The sequence below is a fragment of the Chthonomonas sp. genome (genome assembly GCA_016788425.1).
GTDB lineage: Bacteria > Armatimonadota > Fimbriimonadia > Fimbriimonadales > Fimbriimonadaceae > JAEURQ01.
In genome coordinates this window covers 705646-728691 of record JAEURQ010000002.1, presented here as the reverse complement: position 1 = coordinate 728691, position 23046 = coordinate 705646, and the positions used below count along the sequence as shown (strand labels likewise).

Below are 23046 nucleotides of genomic sequence, written 5' to 3'. Positions count from 1 at the left end.
AAAGTACGATTTCTACCGACTTCCGCCCACTTCGAATGTGCGCCGCCCGCTGAGCTTCATATCCGCGAGCTCATTGAAAGCATCGGCCGCCGCGTCGACAATGTCGTCGGTGTCGCCAGACTCACCCTTGAATTGCTGGAACTCGCTCAACATCGCCTTGTTCCACATGCCGCGCACCATTCGGACCTTGCCCGCGTTGACCTGCGCGGCCAGCGGAGACGCCCTCAGCAGCTTTGCGCCACTCACCGGTCGGCACTTGGCGTTGAACCCAGCGAGCAACTCGACAAACTGCTCGGCATCGATCACGCCCGCCTGGCCCGGGTCCTGTGGCCCGAAAACCGGGACCCCCCTACCGTCCATGATGGCAGTGGCAAGGATTCGCTGATTTCTAGTGTAGGGCTCCCACTGCCCACGAACAAGGTCGCAGAGATAGTAGAAACCGTGCTTATCCGGCCCTTCCATTCGAACGCCGGCCGTGTGGTCGCCTGAGTTGCGCGTAGCTCCCTTGTCCCAGGCCCTTGCCTTGTTGAGGCCACGCGGCACCTCGTCAACAATCTCGATTTTGCGAACGTCGAACACGTCGCCGCCGCGCGAGGTCGGGCACTGCTGATAAAGAGCACGAAAAAAGAACTCCCCTATTCGAACGCGGAGCCGGTCCAGCTTGTCGATCGGGTACTTCTCAGGGTCCAGGGCCTCGCCCGGCTCCCGCCACTCCGGATGAGCTATACAACTGGATGGCCACGCCGGCACCTGGTCAGCCGGCATGGAAATCGCCGGCAAAAACACGATGTACCACCCGTCGGCAATTCCTTCTTCCTCGATCTGCCGTCGCTCTTCGTCCAAGAGCCACCCACATAGGTCATCGTCCGCCCAGCGCGTCTGAACAATGATCTCGATGGGGTCCTCTTCTTGCCGAGTGGACCAGACCGCCTGGTACCACTCGCGGAGCCTCGTCTTGAACCTCGCCGATGTTGCTTCCTGAACGTTCTTGATCGGGTCATCGATGACTCCACGGTGCCAGCCTTTGCCGGTCGCCTCGCCGCCAACACCTGAGGCCCATAAACCACCCATGTGCTCGGTACACCACTGCTTGATGGCCCGCATCGTGCGATCGAGCAGACCCCCACTTCGCGTGTAGTAGCCGCGCGCGATCTTCGAGATGGAATAGGCGAGCGACGCCGAGTAGGAGATGACCGCCACCCACTTCGTCGGGTGCGTCCGCAGATACCACGCGGGGAATAACTTGGACACCAGCTCCGTTTTCCCGTGCCGAGGTGGAACCATGACCATCATGCGCCGAATGGGTTGACCCGTCAGAGGGTTCAGAATCTCGCCAGATTCGAGCTGATCGAGGGCGCTGAGAATCTCGTTATGAACCCGCCGGAACTGATACCGAGGGTACACCGTCCGGACAAACTCCCGAAAATCAAGCGCCTTGGCCTCGACTTCAACTGGTGATTCCGACTTCGGCCGGCAGAGCGGAAGCAACTTGGCCGCCCGTTTCTGAAAAATCCGTGCGAGCTTGGATTTCAATCGGGCTCCTCAAGCATTTCAGCGAGAGCATCAATGCCCAAAGCGGTTGCCTCCGAATTCGTGGCGGAGTCGCTGAGGTGCGCAATGGCCCTCAGAAGCGGAGCAATGGTTTTGACTTCGATTTCATCGGCCTGCAGATCATCAATCCGCTTCCCGATCTTGCCCGCAAGTTTGACAACCAGGGCATCCTTCAGCTGGGCCTTCTTTCGTTGCCGTTGATGAAAGTCCTCAACCTGTTCAAGGTGCACTTTCTCAAGTTCAGCCCGACGAAGTGTGGCAATGTGAGCATCCCACGCAAGGGCTCGCTTCTCCCACTCCAACAGCTGGAACCAGGCGCGAAACGACGAATTCGCTTCCCCCTTTTCCTTTCCTTTGTGTTTCCGGTAGGCGGCGTCGCAAGAACGCGCCCGCGGCCCGAGTTCCAAATAACTCTGGAAGGCCGCGAACGCTTTGGGGCTCTCGTCTGGACGCTTGTCCCACGGGTGGGCGATGGGGGCCTCCCGCTAGACGATCTTTACTTCAAGATCAAGGTCGAGGTCGATGGTCTTGCCAGTGAGATTCTCAACGAACCGCAGTTGTTTTGGTACCCGTGCTCGGATTGCGGCTTCGCAATCGATGTCGCCGTCGGTTGCGCCTTCATCCCCATCAAACCGATCGACAATTCGGAACAGGTTTTCGAGCCTGCCTGCGTAATCGTCCGGAATGGGGATCTCCGCAATCACCTGATTCCCAACTAAGCTGAATCCCTCCAACTTCGCGTCCTTCGTGACAATTTGAATTTTCTTTGGCATGTCACTCCGCCTAAGTACGTTCTGTCCCTTGACGAGCTTTCAGGTGGGTCACTTCTTCGGCGAGCTCTCGTACCTGAACCACAACATCGCTGAGCTTGCTAGCAACTTCCTTCTGTTGGGCCGCCATCTCAGACATCGCCGCCGCGTGCTCACGGATCGCCGCCAGAAACTCAACCCGATGTTGCTGATTGCTGTTGTTCTGATCTTCTAGGTGGCGTAAGAACCGGTCGGTGATAGCCTCGCTTCGCTTAGCCGACAATTTAACCATCCAGCCAACGAGCCCGATAACCGTGGCCAAAATGCCAATGAAACTGAGGTCTGGAGACATCATCGCGCCGACTCCAACTTTCGGAAAGTTTCTTCGGCGAGCTCGAAGTGCATGCCGTCCTCTGTGTTGAATTCCGCGCCCCAGTACCACCCATGGCGATGGAAGAACGGGTAAATCGCCAGCAGGCCAATCTGAACTTTGTCATCGCCGCGCAGGTCAAGAACCCCATTGAACGTGAGGTCAATTGCCGTACCCCAACTATGGTTACTGGCAATGTGCGCCGAGCCACGCACCAGCCGGCAGCAAAGCATTCCCATATTGCCGACGGCGTCATATAAATCGGGGCGCTCCCGCCTCACGTCGTCGAACACCCGGCGCAGGGAGTCAACTGCAATGTCCAGCCCCGTGACGCGAAATGGGCCCACGTCTTCGGTCACAATCCGCTTCCGCATGGCCGAGCTGGTCACGGGTTCACAGTTGCTCGTGAGCTTCGGCCGCGGGCGGCCGAGTGTTTTCAGCAAGGTTGCCGCCTTGAGCGACGACAGACCGCTATTGATGGCATTTGGAGCGGGGCGTGGAACCAGTTTTGTCAGACCAGGGGCCATGACTAGTTAAGTACGCGCTCAAATTCATCAAGGATCGGGCGAGGGATTCCGAGCAACCATGCCCTATCCTCGGGCGAGCAGTCGGCAATGGATCGCCAAGCCGCCCGCATCTCGTCGAGTCGATCATCGCGAGTCGTCTCAGCCGCCCTCCCGACCTCGGCATCAAACTCACAACGCAGACTTGGAGGCACCACGCGCTTCTGGTGCGCCGTGCGAACAACCTCGGCCAAAGCGTTCGAGACCAACCGCTTTGCGTAGAAATCGAAGGGCGTACCCCCGCGCCCGTCGTACGTTCGTATCGCTTTGGCAAACCCCGCCATCGCACAGCCAACCACATCGTGACGCGTGAGGTCGGCTACAGAAATCCGGTTGGCCATCAGCACGACGATCGGGCGGTAAATACCCATCAACCGCTCTGCGGCGTAGGCATCGCCGAGACGGGCCGCCATGGCCAGTCGGTTTACGCGCTCCGCGTCCGGGTTCGAGAGCGAAACGACGAATCGGAACCTAAACTGCTTGATCTCCTTGGGAGTTGCCCTCGGTCGCGGCAGTCGATCCTGCTTGACCGACTCAGGAAAGGGCAAAAACTCAAGGACGTATTGCATTAGGCTAGCTCCCACCCATCGCAAATCAACCGTTCTATCCGATCCTTGGTAACCATGGCCTCCTCACCACCCGGGGAGCGCATCAACTTCGCGCCTCGATATCGCAATTCAAATTCCCTCGCGTGCACTTCGTTTCGAATCGCCTCCAGTTCCCCTACGACGTCCGCAACGGTTGGCCGGAACGTGCATCGCCGGTCCAACCGATCCGCTACCTGCAAGACTTCGGCATCAGTCGCCTCCATCGAATGGAGACGAATGGCGAGCTTCTGGGCTGAGATCACCGGGTTGACCGCGTCCGACGTCGGCCGATCCTGGAAGAACTCGAAGAATTTGGATGCAAGCACCAGCCGATCGTGCGGCACTCGTGCGGCCAGTGCGCCGGCAACCCCAACCTGCGCGAGCTCGCTCACCCGGCCACCCCGAGACCGCGATTCACGTCCTCCAGATCCTGTTGCCACTGCGGTTTGGGCTTTTGCCGAGAATTTCTAGGCGCCCTGGTAGATTCACGAGGCTGATTCCAACGCTTGGATTCGTTCTCGAGCCACCGGCTGAGCACTACCGCCCACGGCTTCGAGTTGAATTCCAATTTCTTGCCGCGGTTTGCATCGCCGAACTCCTCGAGCATCGCCAAGATTCCGGCGTCTGCCTCATCGCCCAGCATCGTCGCCGCCTGTCGAGCTTTGGCCACGAATCGCCGCACAAACTCCTCGGTTGAACTCAAATCATCCCCGGCCGCGTTGCGCTTCGGCAAACCGCCGAGGCAGCTCGCCACCTGGCGAATCACCGGGTCCTGCTCCTCATCCCACCAAGGCGGGCCCGCGCCCACGCCTGTTGATGTTGTTGTAGTACTGGTTAGATGGTTAGATGGGAGGCATCGGTTTAGCACAGGCTTGGTATCGTCTTTGCATGGCTCCGGCATCACTTGAGCAATGCCCGGCGGATGCGTTTGCATTGTCCTAGCATCGTCGGGGCATGATTCATGTGACGGTTGAGCATCATCTAAGCACGTCTCAGGCATGTGCGACGTAGCGCCTGATAGTGACTTCCTATTCCAACGACGGTTCGCCGCGTCTCGGGCCTTCGTGGACCGGCCGTGGTAGGCCGCGATCTCCTCATCACAACGGGAGTTGTGCCAAAAGCCATCCTGAAGATCGAAGAAGGTTCGAAGCAGGTAGTCTAGGCAGTCACGCTCTTCAGGAGTTCGCACCCCCACCGTTCGCTCAATGTCCCGTGCCGCGAGGGGCATCTCGTCTCGGTAATAGACCTGGATCATGGTGAGGTACATGCCGCGCTCGGCAAACGACAGCCCAACCGTCGCGCTGGCCCAATCGTTGATGTGAAAGTCGACGTAGTTCATTCCACAGCCCCCTTACGCTTCCACTTCCAACAGGTGCGTGCATCAAAACTCGCCCCGCCCTGAAGGTGGACCCGCTTCGTCACAAGTGCCGAGCCCAGCATGTGCGCCTTTTTGCGCTCCACACGAATGATCGGCAACTCCTTTTGATCAAGCGGCGATAGGACAATGTCGCCCACTTCCAACTTGCGGAACTCCTGCTCGCTCATCGACCTACACCCTTGGCCACTGGATCTGAATCAACCTCCGGGAATTGGTAGGCCATGGCGGTCGTCCGATCCACGAAAGTTCGGAAATCAGGGTCATCCGGCATCCATTGATCTACGAAGGAACCGACTGCCAAAAGCGCGTCCCGCACGCAGTGAACGACCTCAGTATCACCGCGTGAAAAAGCCTCCTTCTGCTCCTGGCTGGACCAACGCCACCCCTTGGGGCGCTTGACCTCGAGCCCCACCAATACGGCGACAGGAAAGCACTTGTGGCGAACCAGCAAGTCCGGGACCCCCTTCGAAACCCCGGTCTTGCCTCGCACCCCGTGCGTGTTCGTGTGATAGACCTTGCAACCAACCACTTCCAGCGCCTGGACGATCTGCGTCTGAATCTGGTCCTCAGATAATCGGATTTGTGTCATGCCACCGATCTTCATTTCTTCCCCCGCTCGCGAAGGAAGTCAGGGATGTCTTCTTGCTCGCGGTTGTCAGCGGTCCACTCCCCCGGGTTAAGTGGCGCGGTAGAGAGCTCATTCACCACCCACGCAACCAGGCAGACAAAGGCGATCGCCAGCAAAATCAGACACCCAATCATGCTCCGATCCTCGCCTTCTGTTGTTCGAGAAGCTGGGCACAGAATCGCTCCCGTTGCGCTTCCCCAGCATGATCGTTGAGGAGCCGAATGTATCCGATCAGCTCGCCATCACTTTCTCGAATGTGTTTGATCGACGATCCCGGAATCTTGGTGGTCATGCCAATCATGGCCAGGCCCACCAGCCCCTCGACGTAATCCTCCGGAGTGTAGCTCGCCTGCCATTTCACAACCTTAGGGCGTGGAACTCTGGGGCTCGACGCCAAAAATCCTTCCCATTCAAGCTGAAGCCTGCTGGCCAGTCGGCTGGCATGGCTATCGTATGCATCCCCGCTGACCTGCGGACCCGCCTTAGGTGCGGAAACCGCCTGGACTTTCGTGGGGGACCAATCTCCAATCGTCTGTTCATCTGAGCTAGGTTGCGAAACCTCGAGCAACTTGCACTTCGGCACTGGTTTGGTAACAGCCACGTTGTCACCAGGAATGAACTCCGTAGCCATGATCCCCGAAGTAGCCGGGGATAACTTCTCCGCCGCTTGTACTTCCAAGGCGCTCGTCAGCTCGCCGGGAACTCCACCCATCCCTTCAGCAATGCTTTGGAGCAGCTCGCCAAGTTGAGAGCGTTCCGCCGTGAGTGTCACGAGCTCGCGGTCCACCTCGGCAATATTCTCCACGACGCTCTGATACAGCACGTGGAGATGGGCAACCGGAATGTTCAGCGTGACCGTCATGCCCGACAAGGTTGCGACACTCATCCGATCACCACCCGCGGGCCTGGACCAACTGCCGGGCCAACCACCCCGTCACGCTCCATCTCGTCAAGGAGTCGCTTCGCGGCCATGAACCCGATCGCAAACTTGCGTTGGAGCATCGCCGTGGAAATCTTGCCCTCAGCTCGAGCAAAAACAACGGCGTCCGAATACCGTTCGTCCGTCCCTTCATCCTCGTAGTCAGGTGGGGCAATCAACTTAAGCTCGTAGTCTGGCCTCGTCGACTGCGCCTTCCAGTAACCAACAATTTGCGCGACCTCAGCCTCCGAAACGTACGCTCCTTGCACCCGCCGCGGCGGAGCCCCGACTGGCGAATACAGCATGTCGCCCCGGCCAAGCAGCTTCTCCGCTCCGGTCGAATCGAGAATGACCTTGGAATCAATCCCACTCGCACAGGCGAACCCAATTCGGCTCGGGACATTTGCCTTGATCAGGCCCGTCACGACATCAACTGATGGTCGCTGAGTGGCAATCACCAGGTGGATACCGACCGCGCGAGCCATCTGCGTCAGCCGCACTATCGAGGTTTCGACTTCCTCACGCGCCTGAATCATCAGATCCGCGAGCTCGTCGATGACCACCACGATATAGGGCATTCGGTCTTCCGGTTCGAGCGTTTCGTTGTAGCTCTCGATGTTCCGCCGGCCCTCCGATTTCAGGATGTCATAGCGGCAGTCCATCTCCCGCCAGATCGCGCGAAGCACGCCCGGCGCCTCTTTCATGTCCGTAATGACCGGGCACATCAGGTGCGGAATCTCATCGAACAGGGTCAGTTCAACCCGCTTCGGATCGATCATGATCATGCGCAACTCTTTTGGAGTATTTCGGAGCAGAAGGCTGGAAATCAGCGATGCAACGCCAATCGACTTACCGGAGTTTGTCGCACCGGCGATGAGCAGGTGAGGCATCTCGGCCAGGTTCGCAAACACCGGGTTCCCCGCCACATCCAGACCCACGCCGATGGTCAGCGGCGGGCCGTAAACGAAATCCTTCTGAGCCAGTACATGGCGAAGTCCGACCGTCTGCGGTTTTGCGTTCGGCAATTCGATACCGATCGTTTTCTTTCCCGGAATCGGGGCCTGGATCCGAATCGATCGAACTCCCAGCTGGGCTTGCAGGTCATCCTGGAGCGAGGTCACGCGCTTGACTGAAACGGTGTTCGGAATCTTGACCTCGTACATGCTCACACATGGGCCACAGTCCACTCGCTCAACCCGCCCAGCGATATTGAAATTTGCGAGGGCCTTGAGCATCTCGTCTGCATGTTCACCGGTGCCCGTTTCCATCGGGTAATCACCGAGGATCGAGAGCGCCGGCAATGTAACTCCGCCCCGCTCTTCTTGCTGATGGATGTCCACTGATTCCACCACCGTGAGCACCGGAGGTGCCTCAGCCTCAACCGCTGGCTCCTGAGCCGCGGGCTTCTTCTTGCCCTTCTTGGCCGGCTTCGTCCATTCCGCGTCAAACGCTGGTTCGTCAGCGGTGGACGGATTCTCCGCTGACGGTTCGGGTTTAGCCCGCTCGGACTTCCGCCCTTCGTCGACAATCACAACCCCCGAGGCCGTAATCATGCCGTTCCACTCGGAAAACAGGTTGATGTGCTCCGAAGCGGGAGTGAACGCGAGATTGAAACCAAGCCGCTTTACGTCTGCCTTAACCGGTTGGAGAATTTCGACCGTTGTCGCTCCGGCTTTGATCGCCACTTGTGCCATTCGGAGGAGCGCACGAGGGTCGAGCGAGGCGACGCGTTCCATCGCCGCAATCTCTCGAGCAATCGTCCCGCTCACGTTAGGCATCATCGTGACCTCACCACTTTCTTCGTCGATGTTGCGCTCCAGCGCGTCGAGATCGACCGGCTCACCGTACAGCTCGCTACGGGTACACGCGATCACCGTTTCCTTGTAATCCGTCGCCTCATGCTCCGCCGCCTGGTCACCAATGATGATCGCCGAACTGCCATCCGTGGCCACAACCGAGTTGTGCGCAACCCCCACCGAACACGTCGGCCATTTGTCGTCACCCTGAGGCGGCTTCATCGCAAACGCCTTCATCATCGCGAGCACCACGCTTCCACGTAGGGGCAGGGAGGATTTCCCGGCCAGCGAATCAGCTAGCGACATGCTGCGCCCCCTTGTGCGACTCCATCAATGCCCGGATTTCAGTGGGCGATTCGTTGACACGAATTCGCCAGTCGGGTCCGCAAACTACAAAGGACCCTCCCGCTTCAGTCGGTTGTACAACCGTAATATTCGAGGGGTCCACGAAGACTTCCTCGAACCCCTTTGTCAAGTGCAGAGTGATCATGACGGGCTCACTCCACTGTCGCCCGATTTTTGAGTGTCGTTCATTTCGTTCTCATGTTCTCGTTCATGTTTGCGGGAGCGGAACTTCTCAGCTCCCTCCCAGAATGTCGTGGCGCAAGCGATCTTCCGCGCAAACGCCGCGCGGGCAATCACCCGCCAATCAAGCTCCTCCCCCTCGCACCAAGTCCAAAAATCCCCCACTTGCTCGCCCAGCGACGACACATACGCGCGAAGCTCATCGTCACTCGGCTCTGAACCGGCGGCAAGGGTTGGCGCCCCGGGGGGCAACGAGGGTCGCGGAGCCGGAAGCTCCCCTAGACCGGAAACTGGACCGGGTTCAGGGAGGGCCATGGACTGAGCGCGAATCCCTGCGATGAGTGCCGGCAGCGAAACTGGATCCGGATCGAGCACCAACTTGATCACCGGGAACCGACTGTTGTCCTCATCGGGTCCAGTCCGCTTGACCCGGAACTCGATGGACATCAGTAGCGGCGATACATTCCCTGGCGCAAGCGCCCCCAGCGTGTCGAGGAGGGCCTGAATCTCGGTGTCGAAGACCATCGAGCTGGTATCCACTCGCCACATGCCGAGGGTCGGAACCTTCGGCAAAATCAGCATCAACCTGCTGACGAGCTTGCAAGCTGGCTTGCAAGCAGCTCCGCTATGGTCGCACTGGCAAGGGCCGGAAGCTCGCTCATGAACCGGCACCACCTTCCCGTTCTTGCCCCTCTTGGTGCCGGTTTGTCGCCAAAATTGGCAGGTCCGCCCGTCGCACCGATGAGTGCAGGTTCCACCCGCCCAACGCTCCCAGTTCTGCACCAGCGACTCCAGATCGCCGTCCCCGCGGGGCTTGGAACTGAAGAGCACCTTGACCTCTGCCGCATCAGAGAGAAGCTCCCACTCACCCGGCTTTTCGCTCCATGGCCGAAGCTCGCCGCCATATTGCTCCTGAACCAATTGCAGGATGTCCTTGTGCCGCGACGTGAACCGGAAGGTGCTGCGGCTGGTGGGGTATCCCGCTGCGGTCTTTTCGCCAATCCGAATCCGTCCAACCTCAACCATCCGCTGTTGGCGCTGAAGGAGGTTCGGCATCAGCTCACCTCCTGGAGCACGTCAGCGACAGGCGGGATGTCCTCACGGTCAATCCATGACACAGGGATCCACTGCGCGACAGGGTCCTCGACCCCGATCGGGAATCCGTAAAAGTCGCGACCGTCTGATTCCAGCACCCGATAGCGCATGTCGAGCACCCGCACAATGCGTCCGATCATCGACCACCCCCGACTTGAATCGGACAAACCCGCTCACCGCGCTTCGGTGGCTTCGGCTCCGAGTAACGCCTCGCGGCGTTGGCTCTGGGCAGGTCTTGCATGCCCCGGTACAACGAATTCGCCGCGCAGAACACCTCGAAGAAGGCGTCGATCTTATCCCGACCCGCCCAAATCTTCGGGACCACGGGCTCATCCGGCGTGATGTGGAGTGCCGCCAGGCCATCAACATCAGGGATGCTGTGCTCGCTGTGGTCATCAAGCATGCCGATAAATGAACCCCGGGCGTACGCCGCCAATTGGAACCGAACGGTTCCGCTCAGGTAATTCGATGTCTTCCAGTCGCCAAGAAGCAATGCAGAATCCTGACCAACAAACGGCCACGCGAGATCGACTTCCTGGAATGCTGATCGTTGCACCCGGAAAGCAACATCCATCGTGCCGGCGTATTCCTCGCCCGTGTGAACCACAACCGACTCGGTTCCGAGGGCTTCGAATTCCGGCCGGAATCGCTCCAGGAACTCGAGGCCACGCTCAACGTATCGGAGAGCGTGATGCGCAAGGTCGAGGCAGACCGCACTCGGTTCCTTGCCGTATTCGGCGTAGCGAAGCAGAGCATCTTCATGCCCGACCCAAATCCTGCGACTCGCCGAGACCGCATGAACCTGCTCGAACACGTCGCGTCCGTCCCACAGGCCCAGTGCCCGCTCGTAAAGGCAGTAGTGGTAAACCGAACCGATCCGCCCCTTGTGATCGCGGTATCGGAACTGAGCCCGCATATTGTCAGACCAGTCACAAGCCCGGTCAATCGCTTCGGCGTGGCTGATCTCCCGCATCGCCTCGGCATCGACGTAGCGTTCGAGTTCGGCCATCGTGGTCGATTCCATGTCCGGAGTGAATAGCCCGGCATGAACCAGCGGGGCGGCGGCGGACAAGGCTCCCATCTTTCCCGCCCACGCCATGAGGTGGTCAGAAGGGAAAACGGACAAGATCGAGGTCACCCGAGGGTATTTCCGCCCCGCCCATGTGTAGCAGTTGCCATTCTCGGCCGCCGCATACATCGGGCTGTCCGCCGTGTCCTGAGGCTCGAAGACGTCGATCAACCCAAGCCCCCATACGGATGCTTGTCCCGATCCGGGTCATGAGCCTCAACCGGCCGAACCTCCGGAACCTGCTCACCGCAGGCCGCGCAGTGCGCCGTCACGCCGCTGGACATGAGGTCCAGCGCGACTGGCCGAAGCACCCCACAGACTGGGCAGTCAAACTGCAAATCGTAAAGAACGCCCGGCTCGGGCGCAAGTGTTGACGGGCCGCCTGGCCCGGATTGAGAAGGATTAACGTGTGTGTTCATAGGTGTGCTTGCCGGGGTTAGCCGCCCGACGCGGATTTGCGCCAGCGGTAGTACTGAAGGGGCGTAATCCCAACCTTCTGACAAGCTGAGAGAACCTTATATCCATCCGCCACTAACTGGTTGACTTTTTGGACTAAGGTCCCACGTTCAATTACTTGTTTCCCCTCACAATTCGGCTGATTTGCTGAGCGCATTGATAGAATTATACATCGTGATATCAGAAAATATCTCAACTGATCAATTATTTTCCCGGAACAATGGTGAAATGGGGTCCAAACGCTTCGACCTGGTCCGTTGGCGAAAACAGGAATATCGACGGTCTCAAGCTGAACTGGCTTCTGAGCTGGGGATTTCGTATGGCATGTACAAAAACTATGAGTACCGGCCCGACCAACCAATTCCTGAGGACATCCTACTGAAGCTCGTGGAGAAGGGCTATCGACCCGAGGGCCAGGAAGTGGAACGCGGCCGAGTACGCAAAGTCGCGCCCGCGAAAGTGGGCTTGTTAAAACTGGTCGAGCCATTGAGCGCAGGTATGGGAACCGCAACCGCCGGGGAGCGCACATCGTCCCCCGCCACCATCCCGGTCCCTCCTGAGTTCGCCATGGAAGAGTTCAGCGGCTGTGTGATCGAGGGCGACAGCATGATGCCCTTGATTCACGAGGGGGATACATGCGTGTTCATGGATAGCACAAAGCCGCGCAACCGCATGCCATTCGCTGTCTACCTCGACGGGGACACTTCGGCCGTCCTCAAGGAAATGGTGTACGAAAATGGGCGATGGATCCTCCGCTCGTGGAACTCTGCCTACCCCGACCGCGAGATTCAAGAAGCGGTCTTGCGCGGATATCTCATTGGCGTCATCAGCAAGTCAGGAGACCTGAAAATCGGCCCCGAATACGATGGCCTTACCCGGGCCATGTTCGAAGAAAAGCTCCGGGGCCGACTACTTTAGTCCTTCACTAAGATACCCTTTCGAACCATCGAGTCCGCCTCCTGTTGCGCCTTCTCCAGGGCGGCGCCGAGTTTACGCACCGTGAGCTTTTCCGCCTTCTTTTTCTGTTCGACAAGTCGTTCAATTTCTTTCACGTCTCCAACTTGTCGGACCACCTCACCATGCTGAATCAGGAATAAGTGCACTGCCATCACCTTAGCGCCAAACCCGTTTCTGGCTCGGTATTGAACCATCTGCCCCCAATATTCGCCCAGGTCTAGCACTTCGTAACACTTGACCAAATCAAAATCTGGATCATTGAGTGTTGCTTTCAAGTAACGATTGACTTCGGGGCAAATGCCATCCCACTCACTAGGCTTTGGGGCATCCCCACGAGCCGCTAACTTGGCTGCATCGAGTTCGGCTGCGTACGCTTGTGTAGCTTCGGCAATGTACTGCGATCTGGTGCGCTTTCCCGTCCCGCGCTGTTCTGGTTGCTTTGGCGGTTGACCAAGCGAAGACCGCTTCGCATCTAAGTCTGTCTTTGAAGCAGGCTTGCCGGCGTCTACTTCATCCTTACTGTTAGGAGGTCCTGAAAGAGCTCCAAAGATTACGACAACTCCGATTCCCACGACCCACGCCTTGCCGGTTCCCGAGAGTCCCATGAACCACTGCTTGAACGCCTGAGCGATCAAGGTGATCAGCCCTGGATTTTTCCTTGGCGGCTGCATGGATGTTCCATGCCCCGGAAATGGGGGAGGCACTTGCTGTGGCGGTTGATTGATCGGCGGCTGAGACATGAGGCGATTGTATCACGACTGGGCCAAAGTGCCTATTGACGTATCAATTTTGGTCACACGCTTGCCCATCGTCAGCACAATATTCAACAAAACTTCGCGTTTGATATAAATTTCGATCAAGTTTGGTATAATATGTTCTCAGGGCACCGCCCCGAGGACAAAATGAACACACGTTACTCCGTCAGAATCGCGACCCCGCGAACGAGCCGACTGCTCATTATCGACAACTGCGACGACCGCGTCAGCGCGGTCACCAAAGCTCACCGCCTGACCGGCGCCAACGTCCACGACCGGCACACCGGGAACGTCTACGTCCCCAGCATCCGCCAGTGGGTGAAGGCCAGCACCTTCGCCACAATCCGCGGAACTTACGGCCAATCCAAGCGCGACAAGCAAGCCGAGCAGAGAATGCTCGCCGACCTCGCCATGTGGACTACCGAAGGCCAGTCCGAATCCTTCTCCGTGGAGGGTTGCTGAGATGCCCGCATGTAAATGGTGGGAAGGCGGCCCGCATGCCGAGGCCATTAAGAAGGCCATTCGCCAACTCCAATCCGAAGGCCCCGCGAGAATTCTCTGCGATGACGGCTTCGCGCGGTCCCCTCAGAGCATTGGTGACCTTGATAAGTCCATCTACCTGAACGCCCCGATAATCTTCATCCGCGACGATGGTTGGACGCTCGGAGTTCATCGTGGCAACCAGGCAGAGGCCCACCAGATGTGGAAGTCAACCTGGGTTGCGTTCGTGTTGCCCGGCAAATTTGAAGATTTACCACTTCACATCTCTGAGTACAACGAGGTGCCAGCATGAGCACCCGATCATTTATCGGCCGCAAAGTCGATTTCGGATTCGAAGCCATCTACTGCCACTTCGACGGCTACCTCGCAGGAGTTGGAACCACTCTCCTAAAACACTACACGACCGACGAGAAAGTCAAGCAGCTCCTGGAGTTGGGCGACATCAGCTCACTCGGGAGCGAAATCGGCGAAAAGCACGACTTCGACAACAAGACCGAGGAGACAGCCAATTGGACCCGCGCCTACCACCGCGACCGCGGCGAGGAGTTCCGATCGAGAATTTCGTTTAATACGCTCAAAGAATTCGTCGACTGCGCCAAGGAAAGCTGGGCCGAATACATCTACCTCTGGGATGGAACCGACTGGTTTGTTTCCACCGGCGGCACATTCATCTCGCTCAAAACCAAGCTTGGCGCACCGCTGGAGGCCGCAAATGTCTAAGGCCGTCAACTTCGACATCACCCGCCGAGTTCCGGCGGGCAAGTCCTCCCAAATCGCAAAGCTCGAATACAGCACCGACGCCAAAGTCCTGCGGGTTGAGTTTCGCAACGGCGGTACCTACGACTACACCAACGTGCCCAACGCCGTCGCCGCAACCGGAATCATTATCGAAATCGGGACCGGCTTCAGCATCGGCCAATGGCTAAACCAGCAGATCAAGCCGCACTTCCCGTACACCAAGGTTGCCAAGGAATTGATCCCCGATCTCGAATTGGAATCCAAACCGACAGACGAGTACTGGGCCGACATTCACACAAAGGGAGCGATGCGATGAAAACGCATGAACTCCAATTGTCTCGCGCCTACCGCGCTGTACACCAGATCCCACTCTGGCCCGAGTTCCGCTTCACCGCGATCGCAACTCGCGAGGACCGCGAATTTCTGAACCGAATGGGTTCTGTTTTGGGAGCATCCATGCTTTGCGCCGCCGCCCACGAAGCAATTCTTGCGGAACGGGCATTCCTGTCCGGGGCAACAAGCGAAGAAATCGACGCCATGTACGAGGTGGCCGCATGACTCGCCGCCAAGCGAGGAGCCTGATGAGCTCCGGACACATCCCCATTCAAACCATCTGCGAATGTAAACCACGGCGGCGAAAACGCCCCGGCCTGGCCCTGCTGATCGCCGGCACCCTCTCCGTCGGCATCATTCTCGGCCAGGTCTGGGCGGAAGCCCAAGCCGCAAACCGCGCTGACCTCAATGCCCGATTCGGCATCACGCCCCAACGTTAAACCATGTCCACAACACTACAACTACCCAATAATCAAATCCGGATCACCGGTATCGACATCCGCTCGTTCAAGCGCGTCCGAGCCTTCTCACTCACTCTTGATGAGGGCGACAACCTCGTCACGATCGGCGGCGAAAACGCCAATGGCAAGAGCTCCGTCCTGGACGCCATCGAAAACGCCCTCTGCGGAGTGCCCCGAACGCAAACCATGCCCGTGCACTCAGGTGCCCAGGGAGCCGGCATCAAGGTCACCATCCCGCCGTACCAGGTCAAGCGGCTTTTCGATGCCAACGGAAAACCGAACCTGGAAATCACGCGGCTTGACGACGGCACAAAGGTGCCGAATCCCCAACAGTTCCTGAACGACCTCATCGGAGGCATGTTCGTGGATCCGCTCGATTTTATTGCCAAACAACCCATCGAGCAACGCCGCATCCTCGCCGACCTGGTCGGGCTCGACATGGATGCGATCGACAAGCAGATCGAAGACGCGCGGAGTCGACAGAGCCAACTTGATGAGCATCAAAAGCGACTCATCGCCCGCGTTGGCGAACTCCCCTGGCACGATGATGCCCCCGACGCCGAAGTCAGCGTAGCCGACCTAAGTCAGGAGCTTCAGCGAATCCTTGACCACAACAACACGTGCGACCAGGCGCGAAATGCCACGGACCTGAAACGGCAGGAAATCACCGGCATGGAGGACGCGATTGACCGATCCGCCGCCGAAATACAACGGCTGAAGCGTCAACTCGAAGAAGCCGAAAGCCGGCTGAAAACACAAGAAGCAAATCTCGCCGAGCATCGTCGATTACTGGGCAACCTGGAAATGGCCGCGCATCAGATGGTGAAGCAGGATCCAACCGCAATTCAAAATCAAATGGCGGGGGTCGAGGAAGCAAATCGAAAATTCCGCGACAACCAAGCGAAGCTCGCCGGAAAGGATGAATGGACAAAGGCCGAAGCCGAGCTTGGGCAAGCCATCCAGCAGGTGACCTACCTCCAGTCGGAAAAGAAGCGGATGCTCAGCGAAGCCAACTTCCCGGTTCCTGGCCTCGCGTTCAACGCCAAAGAAGTCACCCTCAACGAAATTCCGTTCCGGCAGGCTTCCCACGCCGAGCAGGTGCGGGCGTCGGTCGGCATCGCCCTCGCCATGCGTGGCCAACTCGGCCTGATCCTGATCCGAGACGCCAGCACGGTGGACAAGAAAACTCTGCGCCTCATCGCCGACGAAGCCGCCCAGCGCGGCGCCCAGGTCTTCGCCGAAGTGGTCGCCAACCTGGAAGAAGAAGGCTTTGACCGCCAATGCTCGATCTACATCCACGACGGAGCCAACACCGAACTCGGCTACCGCGAGCTGTCGGGAGTCGGTGCATGAGCACGGCCAATATCAAGAAACTCGCCCATCTAAAGCTGGTGGGCGAGAACGGAAACGCGTTTGCAATTCTTGCTCGAGCTCGCGGGGCCCTCAAGGAAACGGGGCGCGAAGATTGGCAAGAAATCTGGACCAGGTTCAACGCCGAAGCCACTTCCGGAGACTATGACCACCTCCTGCGCACTTGCATGGAGTGGTTTGAATGTGACTCTGAAGATGCAGACGACTTCGACCGCATTTTCCCAAATAAGGAGGAAGCGTGAGCAAGCAGGTTGATCAGATCTTCATCCCTGGACGAGGCTGGATCGAGTGCCGTCAGGCACCTCTGGCAACAATCCTGAAGAAGAAGTGGGCGATCGGGGCCACACATGTTCGCATCGTAGGTAGGGGAGACTATAGCCTAGTCGAGTTGGGGGTCCGCTCGTGAAGAAAACCGCTAAGCCTTCGTTCGGTCCCCGAACATTCGAGAAGCTTGGCGACATCCTTCGCACGTATCCTCATGAAGCGTTCCGGCTATTCGTAGCATGCGCCGCGTGTGCGCTCGCCGCCGGACAGCGCGAGGATGACTATCGGCAATTGGTCGCGCCCTACAAGCCTGCCCAAATCCAAGCCCTCAGTGATACGTTCGCCGAGTTCATCGCGGCCGCGGAGTTGAACGACTTCCGAGATGTCATGGGGCCGGTCCACATGGAACTCGGGAGCAAAAGCGCCCAGCGAAGCAACGGGGAGTTCTACACCCCGTACGATGTCTGCCGTCTCATGGCAAGGCTGACCGTAACCGATGTGACGATCCCCGTTGACCGCCCACTCCTGATTCAGGAACCTTGCACTGGTGCCGGGCAAATGGTGTTGTGCGCCGCCGAGGAACTCATCTCGATCCGGGGGTTGTGCAGTTGCCTGAACATCTACGTCGAGGCTTGGGACGTGAGTCCCCTGGCCTGCGACATGTCGTTCATCAACTTCACTCTGCACGGAATCCCGGCCGAGGTCGTTCACGGAAACTCACTAAGCTACGAAGTTTACGGACGTCGCCGCAATATCTTCCACCCGCTAGCGACCGGACTGGCTCAGCCTCACGAGCTCGCGGCCCTCAACATCATGCGCCAGGCTAGCGCCATTGCAACGCTGGTGCCTGAAACCGACCCACTCGCACCCGCCGCGGTTATCGCCGCGCCCGACATCATCCTGGACCGCAAGGGCCAGGTGCTCATGGACATCTGATGAAACCTAACACACTTATCCTTACCATCGCTCTGCTCCTCATCGGGTGCGGCAAGAGCCCCGAAACGGCGCACAAGTTACCCGGTGGTTATCCCCAGTGGTACGCCACAGCAAGCGGCAACCTGATTTACGGCACTCTTTACGAATTCCAGCCCGAGCGGTCGGTTGTGCCAACTGAGCGCGAAGTGGGAATCGAAAACGCTCGCGACCTAGCACGACTCCACGTTGATTTTGTCGCTGATGCGACCCTTGAGGAGGAGCGATGAGCGGAGCCCTGAATGGCATCGCTCCTGGCCCAGAACTGCGCCTCGGCGCCCTTTCTCCAGTAGAGCTTGACGGCGGCATCAAGCTGAGCGACCTTGACACCGCTTATGTCTTGACAGTCGCACGAAAAGCCTATGAAGTCCGCGCTCTCCAACGTGCATACTTTGCCGGACAAAAGGACAAGCTCGAAGCATCCAAATCCGCTGAGCGCGAGCTAGACAAGCTCCTCCGGGAACCAGCCCAAGGGGTGCTCTTGTGAAAGACAGCTACTTTGTAATCTTCAACAAGCGAGGAATCGATCGGTTTACCAAAACGGAGAATTTCAAGCTCAATGCAGGCGAACACGCCATGCAAGTCGAGCTCGAAGTTCCCGACGAAGTATTCCGAAAGCCACCGATCCCAAAAACTCGAATACTCGTTGATCCGTCGCAGGTCGTGCGAAACATAGGTGCAGAAACTGACGAACAGGAGCAGGAGGGAGCCGCGCTATGAGACACGCAGAAGAGCACTGGCTCAGAATCCAGGCCGAAGCCGCAGTGGCCCGCGCCATCACGACGCCCGACCCTACTGTCGAGGACGAGGTACGCCACCTCACCGAAATGGCCGAGCGACCATGTTACGGGATTGATCCCACCGTGACACTCCGGCACTACCGAGACGTCGCGATCATGGACGCCGCCAAGGCCATCGAAAAGGCCGAACTGCTTCACCGCGAGATCGTTCGCCGAGGAGAAACTGTCTAGTGCCAAGGCCCCGGAAACCACTACGGTTTACTTACTCCCCTCCCAGCCAGACCGGCTGGTGGGCATACTCCCATAATCGCGGACCCGTGGTAGCCATTTACCTCGGCAAGGAGTCGATTGCGGATGCGCATGCTCGATTTGAGCTGGCACTGGCAGTGGACCTCACTCCTACGGACATTTGGAGCACTCGGAGGCTTAAAAAGCGAGAGCGAGGAGGGCGAGATGCCTGATTACGCCGCTTGCACAAATGGCGGCTGCCCAGTTCGAGCCGAGTGTGCCCGTTTTATGATGGTCTGGAGTGATTTCCAAGCCGTCGGGTCGTTCCCACAGGAGGGCGAAACACACAACGATTGTTTTTGGCCCGTATCAGATGCGCCGTTCAATTGCCGAACTGAGGTTAACAACCCGCCGTTTGAACTGTCGGACGTGGAGGATGAGGGTTAATGACCGTGAACCAAGCGTTCGACGGGGACCAGGTACTGAAACCTTCTCGGTGGATGTGCGACCCTGAGTTCGGCCCATGGGAACTCGTAGACGGACGGACGATTCGGCGCCAAATGGCTGATGGAAACTTCCTCACGCTTGCTGCGGAAGGGAGGTACCTCACGGAACGGTCGAACTCGTGGATGTTCCGCGACATTCACTGGTGCCTGAGGGTAATACCAGCAATCGTTACAGACCGTGGTGGTTGGATGCAGCCTGCGGAACCGTGGATCAGTTGCTGTAAGTGCGATAGCGTCCTCTACGATGGCGACAACCACAAGGCCCTCGGAAGCTACCGTTTCAAGTCGAACGGCGATGCCATTTGTGGTGAGTGCGATGGAGATGAGGCGTCCGAGTTCCATGCCGCTGGGCAGGAGTCGGTATGAAAAAAATCGTCATCCCCCCAACCTCCGAGCTCTACCCGTGGGCACTCGCATCGGCGGTGATCTCGGCTCAGCCGCCGAACAAGGCCCGCAATGAAGCGGAGTACATGCTCGAAATGGCTGCCATGAACTACGATGACGCGCAGCGCAAGAAGCGACGACGCAAGAAGGTGACCAGATGAAAGTCCTTTCCATCCGACAACCGTGGGCCTGGGCGATCATCCACGGCGGCAAAGACATTGAAAACCGCAACTGGAGGACGAATTACCGTGGACCCCTCGCCATCCACGCTGGGAAGCAATTCGACATGCGCCTGGACGACTTTCGCGACTACTGTCGAGGGGACTACGGCAACCCTTGGCTGAGAATGGCGACCGAGTTCATAAACGAGTACGACTTCGTTGGTAACGAGCCCCGCGGCGCGATCATCGGCGTCGTGGACCTCGTTGACTGCATCCCGAGCTACGCTTGCGACTCACCGTGGAAAGCCGGTCCGGATCCTGACTACTGGTGCTGGAAGCTCGCCAACCCGCGCCCGCTTGCGATCCCAGTCCTGCTGAAAGGACAACTCGGGCTGTTTGAGGTTCCGGGCGAAATCACACCCGCTCACCTGTACTGCAAAGGCTGCCATGGCGACACGGGCGAAAGCACCACCTGCGGCGTTTGCGGCAACACCAAGGACCTAATCCGGAAGGTGAATGCATGATCCAGTACGTCGTGTACAACTCACCCGACGACTTTCCCGGCCGGTTCGTCGTCAGGCAATGGGATGTTTCCGCAAACGGACTGGAGCCAATGGAATCGTGGGATTTTGAAACATTGGACGATGCCCGCGCCCACATTCCAGACGGCTTTGTTTGCATCAATCGTCACTATTCTGACGAGCTGTGCATCGTGGAGACGTGGATATGAGAAGCAACTACGTCGTTACCTTGGATGAGTGCGAAAAGTCCTTGCGAAAGGACTTCGTTTGCCAGTACTGCGGCGGGAAGCTGAGCGCAATTGAGACGGTAGATAACGCCGGGAACCCTACCCACTGGGCAGGTTGCAAAGCGTGTTGCCGACTCACAACGGGCGTGCTCAAACATTGCTACGACGCGGCGAAGGAGATCACAGGCGAACATGAGGTCTATGGGCGCGTCGGCGAACTGGCATTTGCGCTGATGCGCTACCGAAATATGCTGATAGATGAGGCCAATCTGAATTACCCGTCAATGTTCTCCGGATACGAAGATCGGCTAGACCTAGCTGAGCGCGAGGGGCGAAAATCAGCGATTGAGGAAATGTTCCCCGAGCACAATCAGTGGGGGTTCGAGAGTGCCTAGCATCAACGTCGGCGACGTCGTGCAAATCAAGCACGGGGTCTTTAACATTGAATCTGGTGCAAATCGCGGGCTAGTCCTCAATCGAGCATGGTGGTTTGGTTGGTACATCAATGTCCAGTATCCCGCCGCAACAGTCACGTCAAAAGGAAAGGTTCACCAATATCAGAGCAGCAAGTGGATTCGAGCTGAGTGCGTCGAACGCACATTGTCTGATTCCGAGGAAGCGATGATAACAGAGGAACTGCGTTAATGGACCGACGTGCGTTCGCTGTTGCCTACGTGCATCGATTCGGTAGCCACTGCGGATACTGTGGCAACGATGTACAGGCGCTGACAATCGACCATATCGTGCCGCTGTCCAACGGCGGGCCAGATCAACCAGGAAACTGGGTTTGTTGTTGCTCTGCCTGCAACAACATGAAGCGCAACTCATCACTGCATAAGTTCCGCTATCGACTGAAAAGGAAAAAGAGGATCACCGCACTTTGGATTGAAACCATTGGCGTTCAGCTGAGCATAGCTCCTAACGTTGACTGGGCAAACGATGGAGTCACGCGCTCAACATCCTGGAGGCATGCGCATGAGCCGCACTCAGATTAGTCTCAACATCGGTTCGCTTGATCGGCAAACGCTCGACAAACTCATGAACCTCCTTGGCGACGTGAGCCAAAACGAGGCCATCGTCCGAGCGATCCACGCGACGACCAAGGTGATCGAATTGCAGAATATCGGATGCCGCATTGTCGCCACGAAGCCAGACGAAATTCCGAAGGAGTTGATCATCTTTTGATGTGCGAATTGCTCAATGGCACCGCCCTCGACATGCTCCGCACTCTCCCCGACGCGAGCGTAGATTGCATCGTCACGTCGCCGCCCTATTGGGGACTTCGCAAGTACGGCGAGGACCCCGGGATGATCGGATTGGAGCCCACCTTCCAGGAGTACCTTGATAATCTGATCGAGGTGTTCGCCGAATGCCACCGCGTCCTCAAGGCGACCGGAACCATGTGGATCAACATGGGCGACGCGTACGCCGGTTCATGGGGTGGCCAAGGCGGCCCGTCCAACCTCAGCGTTCCAAGCAAGGGCGTGAATCCCGAAAAGGCGCCAAATCGAAACGGCACCGACCTGCCGCCCAAATCCCTGATCGGCCAGCCGTGGCGGCTCGCCTTCGCACTGCAAGACATGGGTTTCATTCTCCGCAGCGACATCATCTGGGAGAAGCCGACCGCCATGCCAGAGTCGGTCAAGGACCGTCCGACAAGGAGCCACGAATACATTTTCATGTTCGCGAAGTCGCGCCGCTACTGGTACGACGCCAAAGCGATCGCGGTTCCGCGCAAGACCACCAACGGCCGGACGCCCGCCGGTTGGGACACCGGCCCCGGCTCACACGCGACCATCGAGCATGCCACCGTCAAGGTTCCGGCCAGCTACAAAGGCAGTGTCCCCGGTCGCAAGTTCGGCCCCGGTCAAGATCGTCGCAGCGAAACAACACGAGTAGAATCCGACACCCGCAACTGCCGCACCGTGTGGACCATCGGCCCCGAACCTTTCAAGGGCGCCCACTTCGCCGCTTTCCCATCTGAGATCCCGCGCCGCTGCATACTAGCCTCGTGCCCACCATGTGGAGTCGTGCTCGACCCGTTCGCGGGCACTGGCACTACCTTGGCCGCCGCGATCGCGCACGGTCGACAAGCCATCGGAATCGAAATCAACGCGGAGTACTGCGATCTGATCCGCGAACGAATCAGCCGCGTTCAACTCCCCATCGTCTTCACGGAGGCCACCGCCTAAAATGCCCCGCGCCGCTGCAAGCCCCGAACGCGACCCGCTGTCTCCCATC

The 23046-nt window shown here is 58.3% G+C and carries 37 protein-coding genes; 21 read left to right on the top strand and 16 right to left on the bottom strand.

The window, feature by feature from the left end; genetic code table 11:
* Positions 1-12 precede the first annotated feature (12 nt).
* On the bottom strand, positions 13-1251 hold the full coding sequence (gene terL / locus JNJ45_05540; GenBank protein MBL8048126.1) for a phage terminase large subunit: 1239 nt from the start codon (positions 1249-1251) through the stop codon (positions 13-15).
* Positions 1252-1454: 203 nt separating this feature from the next.
* Between terL and JNJ45_05535 the strand changes: the two genes are divergently transcribed.
* Positions 1455-2270: a hypothetical protein gene (locus JNJ45_05535; GenBank protein MBL8048125.1), complete on the top strand. Its 816-nt coding sequence runs from the start codon at positions 1455-1457 to the stop codon at positions 2268-2270.
* Between the two features lie 64 nt (positions 2271-2334).
* Here JNJ45_05535 and JNJ45_05530 read toward each other — a convergent pair whose 3' ends face one another.
* The 14 genes from JNJ45_05530 to JNJ45_05465 all read right to left on the bottom strand — a co-directional run bounded on the left by JNJ45_05530 (position 2335) and on the right by JNJ45_05465 (position 11649).
* On the bottom strand, positions 2335-2622 hold the full coding sequence (locus tag JNJ45_05530) for a hypothetical protein (GenBank protein ID MBL8048124.1): 288 nt from the start codon (positions 2620-2622) through the stop codon (positions 2335-2337).
* A 29-nt stretch (positions 2623-2651) separates the two neighbouring features.
* A complete protein-coding gene (locus JNJ45_05525) occupies positions 2652-3197 on the bottom strand; it encodes a M15 family metallopeptidase (GenBank protein ID MBL8048123.1) in 546 nt (181 codons plus the stop codon).
* A gap of 2 nt (positions 3198-3199) precedes the next feature.
* Positions 3200-3802: a hypothetical protein gene (locus tag JNJ45_05520; protein ID MBL8048122.1), complete on the bottom strand. Its 603-nt coding sequence runs from the start codon at positions 3800-3802 to the stop codon at positions 3200-3202.
* The gene (locus JNJ45_05515) at positions 3802-4212 is read right to left on the bottom strand and encodes a hypothetical protein (protein ID MBL8048121.1); all 411 of its coding nucleotides are present in this window, start codon (positions 4210-4212) and stop codon (positions 3802-3804) included. Before JNJ45_05515 ends, JNJ45_05520 begins: the two co-directional genes overlap by 1 nt.
* Positions 4209-5159 carry a YdaU family protein gene (locus tag JNJ45_05510; GenBank protein ID MBL8048120.1) on the bottom strand — a complete coding sequence of 317 codons (951 nt, stop codon included), beginning with the start codon at positions 5157-5159 and terminating at the stop codon, positions 4209-4211. Before JNJ45_05510 ends, JNJ45_05515 begins: the two co-directional genes overlap by 4 nt.
* Positions 5156-5365, bottom strand: a complete 210-nt coding sequence (locus JNJ45_05505; protein MBL8048119.1) for an ERCC4 domain-containing protein — start codon at positions 5363-5365, stop codon at positions 5156-5158. Before JNJ45_05505 ends, JNJ45_05510 begins: the two co-directional genes overlap by 4 nt.
* Positions 5362-5802, bottom strand: a complete 441-nt coding sequence (locus JNJ45_05500; GenBank protein ID MBL8048118.1) for a hypothetical protein — start codon at positions 5800-5802, stop codon at positions 5362-5364. Before JNJ45_05500 ends, JNJ45_05505 begins: the two co-directional genes overlap by 4 nt.
* Positions 5799-5960 carry a hypothetical protein gene (locus JNJ45_05495; protein MBL8048117.1) on the bottom strand — a complete coding sequence of 54 codons (162 nt, stop codon included), beginning with the start codon at positions 5958-5960 and terminating at the stop codon, positions 5799-5801. Before JNJ45_05495 ends, JNJ45_05500 begins: the two co-directional genes overlap by 4 nt.
* Complete coding sequence (locus JNJ45_05490) at positions 5957-6688, bottom strand: hypothetical protein (protein ID MBL8048116.1); 732 nt, start codon at positions 6686-6688, stop codon at positions 5957-5959. Before JNJ45_05490 ends, JNJ45_05495 begins: the two co-directional genes overlap by 4 nt.
* Before the next feature lie 20 nt (positions 6689-6708).
* Positions 6709-8847 (bottom strand): hypothetical protein, encoded by a 2139-nt coding sequence (locus tag JNJ45_05485; protein ID MBL8048115.1) that lies wholly within the window; start codon positions 8845-8847, stop codon positions 6709-6711.
* A 180-nt stretch (positions 8848-9027) separates the two neighbouring features.
* On the bottom strand, positions 9028-10122 hold the full coding sequence (locus JNJ45_05480) for a hypothetical protein (protein ID MBL8048114.1): 1095 nt from the start codon (positions 10120-10122) through the stop codon (positions 9028-9030).
* Positions 10122-10301, bottom strand: coding sequence for a hypothetical protein (locus tag JNJ45_05475; protein ID MBL8048113.1), 180 nt, complete (start codon positions 10299-10301; stop codon positions 10122-10124). The genes JNJ45_05480 and JNJ45_05475 overlap by 1 nt, the downstream gene beginning before the upstream one ends.
* Complete coding sequence (locus tag JNJ45_05470; GenBank protein MBL8048112.1) at positions 10298-11233, bottom strand: hypothetical protein; 936 nt, start codon at positions 11231-11233, stop codon at positions 10298-10300. The genes JNJ45_05475 and JNJ45_05470 overlap by 4 nt, the downstream gene beginning before the upstream one ends.
* Before the next feature lie 164 nt (positions 11234-11397).
* Positions 11398-11649: a hypothetical protein gene (locus JNJ45_05465; protein MBL8048111.1), complete on the bottom strand. Its 252-nt coding sequence runs from the start codon at positions 11647-11649 to the stop codon at positions 11398-11400.
* Positions 11650-11830: 181 nt separating this feature from the next.
* Between JNJ45_05465 and JNJ45_05460 the strand changes: the two genes are divergently transcribed.
* Positions 11831-12604: a S24 family peptidase gene (locus JNJ45_05460; GenBank protein ID MBL8048110.1), complete on the top strand. Its 774-nt coding sequence runs from the start codon at positions 11831-11833 to the stop codon at positions 12602-12604.
* Here JNJ45_05460 and JNJ45_05455 read toward each other — a convergent pair.
* Positions 12601-13383: a hypothetical protein gene (locus tag JNJ45_05455; protein ID MBL8048109.1), complete on the bottom strand. Its 783-nt coding sequence runs from the start codon at positions 13381-13383 to the stop codon at positions 12601-12603. The two genes, JNJ45_05460 and JNJ45_05455, sit on opposite strands and share 4 nt — an antisense overlap.
* Before the next feature lie 162 nt (positions 13384-13545).
* Here JNJ45_05455 and JNJ45_05450 point away from each other — a divergent pair, with 162 nt between their 5' ends.
* From JNJ45_05450 to JNJ45_05360, 19 genes are all read left to right on the top strand, one after another.
* Entirely contained in the window at positions 13546-13860 is a 315-nt protein-coding gene (locus JNJ45_05450; protein MBL8048108.1) for a hypothetical protein, read from the top strand.
* Position 13861: 1 nt separating this feature from the next.
* Positions 13862-14191 (top strand): hypothetical protein, encoded by a 330-nt coding sequence (locus JNJ45_05445; protein MBL8048107.1) that lies wholly within the window; start codon positions 13862-13864, stop codon positions 14189-14191.
* Positions 14188-14619, top strand: coding sequence for a hypothetical protein (locus JNJ45_05440; GenBank protein ID MBL8048106.1), 432 nt, complete (start codon positions 14188-14190; stop codon positions 14617-14619). Before JNJ45_05445 ends, JNJ45_05440 begins: the two co-directional genes overlap by 4 nt.
* Positions 14612-14953, top strand: a complete 342-nt coding sequence (locus JNJ45_05435) for a KTSC domain-containing protein (GenBank protein ID MBL8048105.1) — start codon at positions 14612-14614, stop codon at positions 14951-14953. Before JNJ45_05440 ends, JNJ45_05435 begins: the two co-directional genes overlap by 8 nt.
* Positions 14950-15195, top strand: coding sequence for a hypothetical protein (locus JNJ45_05430; GenBank protein MBL8048104.1), 246 nt, complete (start codon positions 14950-14952; stop codon positions 15193-15195). Before JNJ45_05435 ends, JNJ45_05430 begins: the two co-directional genes overlap by 4 nt.
* Before the next feature lie 23 nt (positions 15196-15218).
* Positions 15219-15410, top strand: a complete 192-nt coding sequence (locus JNJ45_05425) for a hypothetical protein (GenBank protein MBL8048103.1) — start codon at positions 15219-15221, stop codon at positions 15408-15410.
* 3 nt (positions 15411-15413) lie between these two features.
* The gene (locus JNJ45_05420; GenBank protein MBL8048102.1) at positions 15414-16784 is read left to right on the top strand and encodes an AAA family ATPase; all 1371 of its coding nucleotides are present in this window, start codon (positions 15414-15416) and stop codon (positions 16782-16784) included.
* A complete protein-coding gene (locus tag JNJ45_05415) occupies positions 16781-17044 on the top strand; it encodes a hypothetical protein (GenBank protein MBL8048101.1) in 264 nt (87 codons plus the stop codon). Before JNJ45_05420 ends, JNJ45_05415 begins: the two co-directional genes overlap by 4 nt.
* 160 nt (positions 17045-17204) lie before the next feature.
* Complete coding sequence (locus JNJ45_05410) at positions 17205-18002, top strand: SAM-dependent DNA methyltransferase (GenBank protein ID MBL8048100.1); 798 nt, start codon at positions 17205-17207, stop codon at positions 18000-18002.
* Positions 18002-18268 (top strand): hypothetical protein, encoded by a 267-nt coding sequence (locus JNJ45_05405; GenBank protein ID MBL8048099.1) that lies wholly within the window; start codon positions 18002-18004, stop codon positions 18266-18268. Before JNJ45_05410 ends, JNJ45_05405 begins: the two co-directional genes overlap by 1 nt.
* On the top strand, positions 18265-18525 hold the full coding sequence (locus tag JNJ45_05400; protein MBL8048098.1) for a hypothetical protein: 261 nt from the start codon (positions 18265-18267) through the stop codon (positions 18523-18525). The genes JNJ45_05405 and JNJ45_05400 overlap by 4 nt, the downstream gene beginning before the upstream one ends.
* A 229-nt stretch (positions 18526-18754) precedes the next feature.
* The gene (locus JNJ45_05395; GenBank protein ID MBL8048097.1) at positions 18755-19009 is read left to right on the top strand and encodes a hypothetical protein; all 255 of its coding nucleotides are present in this window, start codon (positions 18755-18757) and stop codon (positions 19007-19009) included.
* Between the two features lie 865 nt (positions 19010-19874).
* Positions 19875-20057, top strand: a complete 183-nt coding sequence (locus JNJ45_05390) for a hypothetical protein (protein MBL8048096.1) — start codon at positions 19875-19877, stop codon at positions 20055-20057.
* Positions 20054-20581: an ASCH domain-containing protein gene (locus JNJ45_05385; protein ID MBL8048095.1), complete on the top strand. Its 528-nt coding sequence runs from the start codon at positions 20054-20056 to the stop codon at positions 20579-20581. Before JNJ45_05390 ends, JNJ45_05385 begins: the two co-directional genes overlap by 4 nt.
* Entirely contained in the window at positions 20578-20787 is a 210-nt protein-coding gene (locus JNJ45_05380) for a hypothetical protein (GenBank protein MBL8048094.1), read from the top strand. The genes JNJ45_05385 and JNJ45_05380 overlap by 4 nt, the downstream gene beginning before the upstream one ends.
* Complete coding sequence (locus JNJ45_05375) at positions 20784-21200, top strand: hypothetical protein (GenBank protein ID MBL8048093.1); 417 nt, start codon at positions 20784-20786, stop codon at positions 21198-21200. Before JNJ45_05380 ends, JNJ45_05375 begins: the two co-directional genes overlap by 4 nt.
* Positions 21201-21449: 249 nt before the next feature.
* Positions 21450-21800 carry an HNH endonuclease gene (locus JNJ45_05370; protein ID MBL8048092.1) on the top strand — a complete coding sequence of 117 codons (351 nt, stop codon included), beginning with the start codon at positions 21450-21452 and terminating at the stop codon, positions 21798-21800.
* Entirely contained in the window at positions 21781-21990 is a 210-nt protein-coding gene (locus tag JNJ45_05365; GenBank protein ID MBL8048091.1) for a hypothetical protein, read from the top strand. Before JNJ45_05370 ends, JNJ45_05365 begins: the two co-directional genes overlap by 20 nt.
* Positions 21990-22997, top strand: a complete 1008-nt coding sequence (locus JNJ45_05360) for a site-specific DNA-methyltransferase (GenBank protein ID MBL8048090.1) — start codon at positions 21990-21992, stop codon at positions 22995-22997. Before JNJ45_05365 ends, JNJ45_05360 begins: the two co-directional genes overlap by 1 nt.
* The last annotated feature ends 49 nt before the right edge of the window (positions 22998-23046 follow it).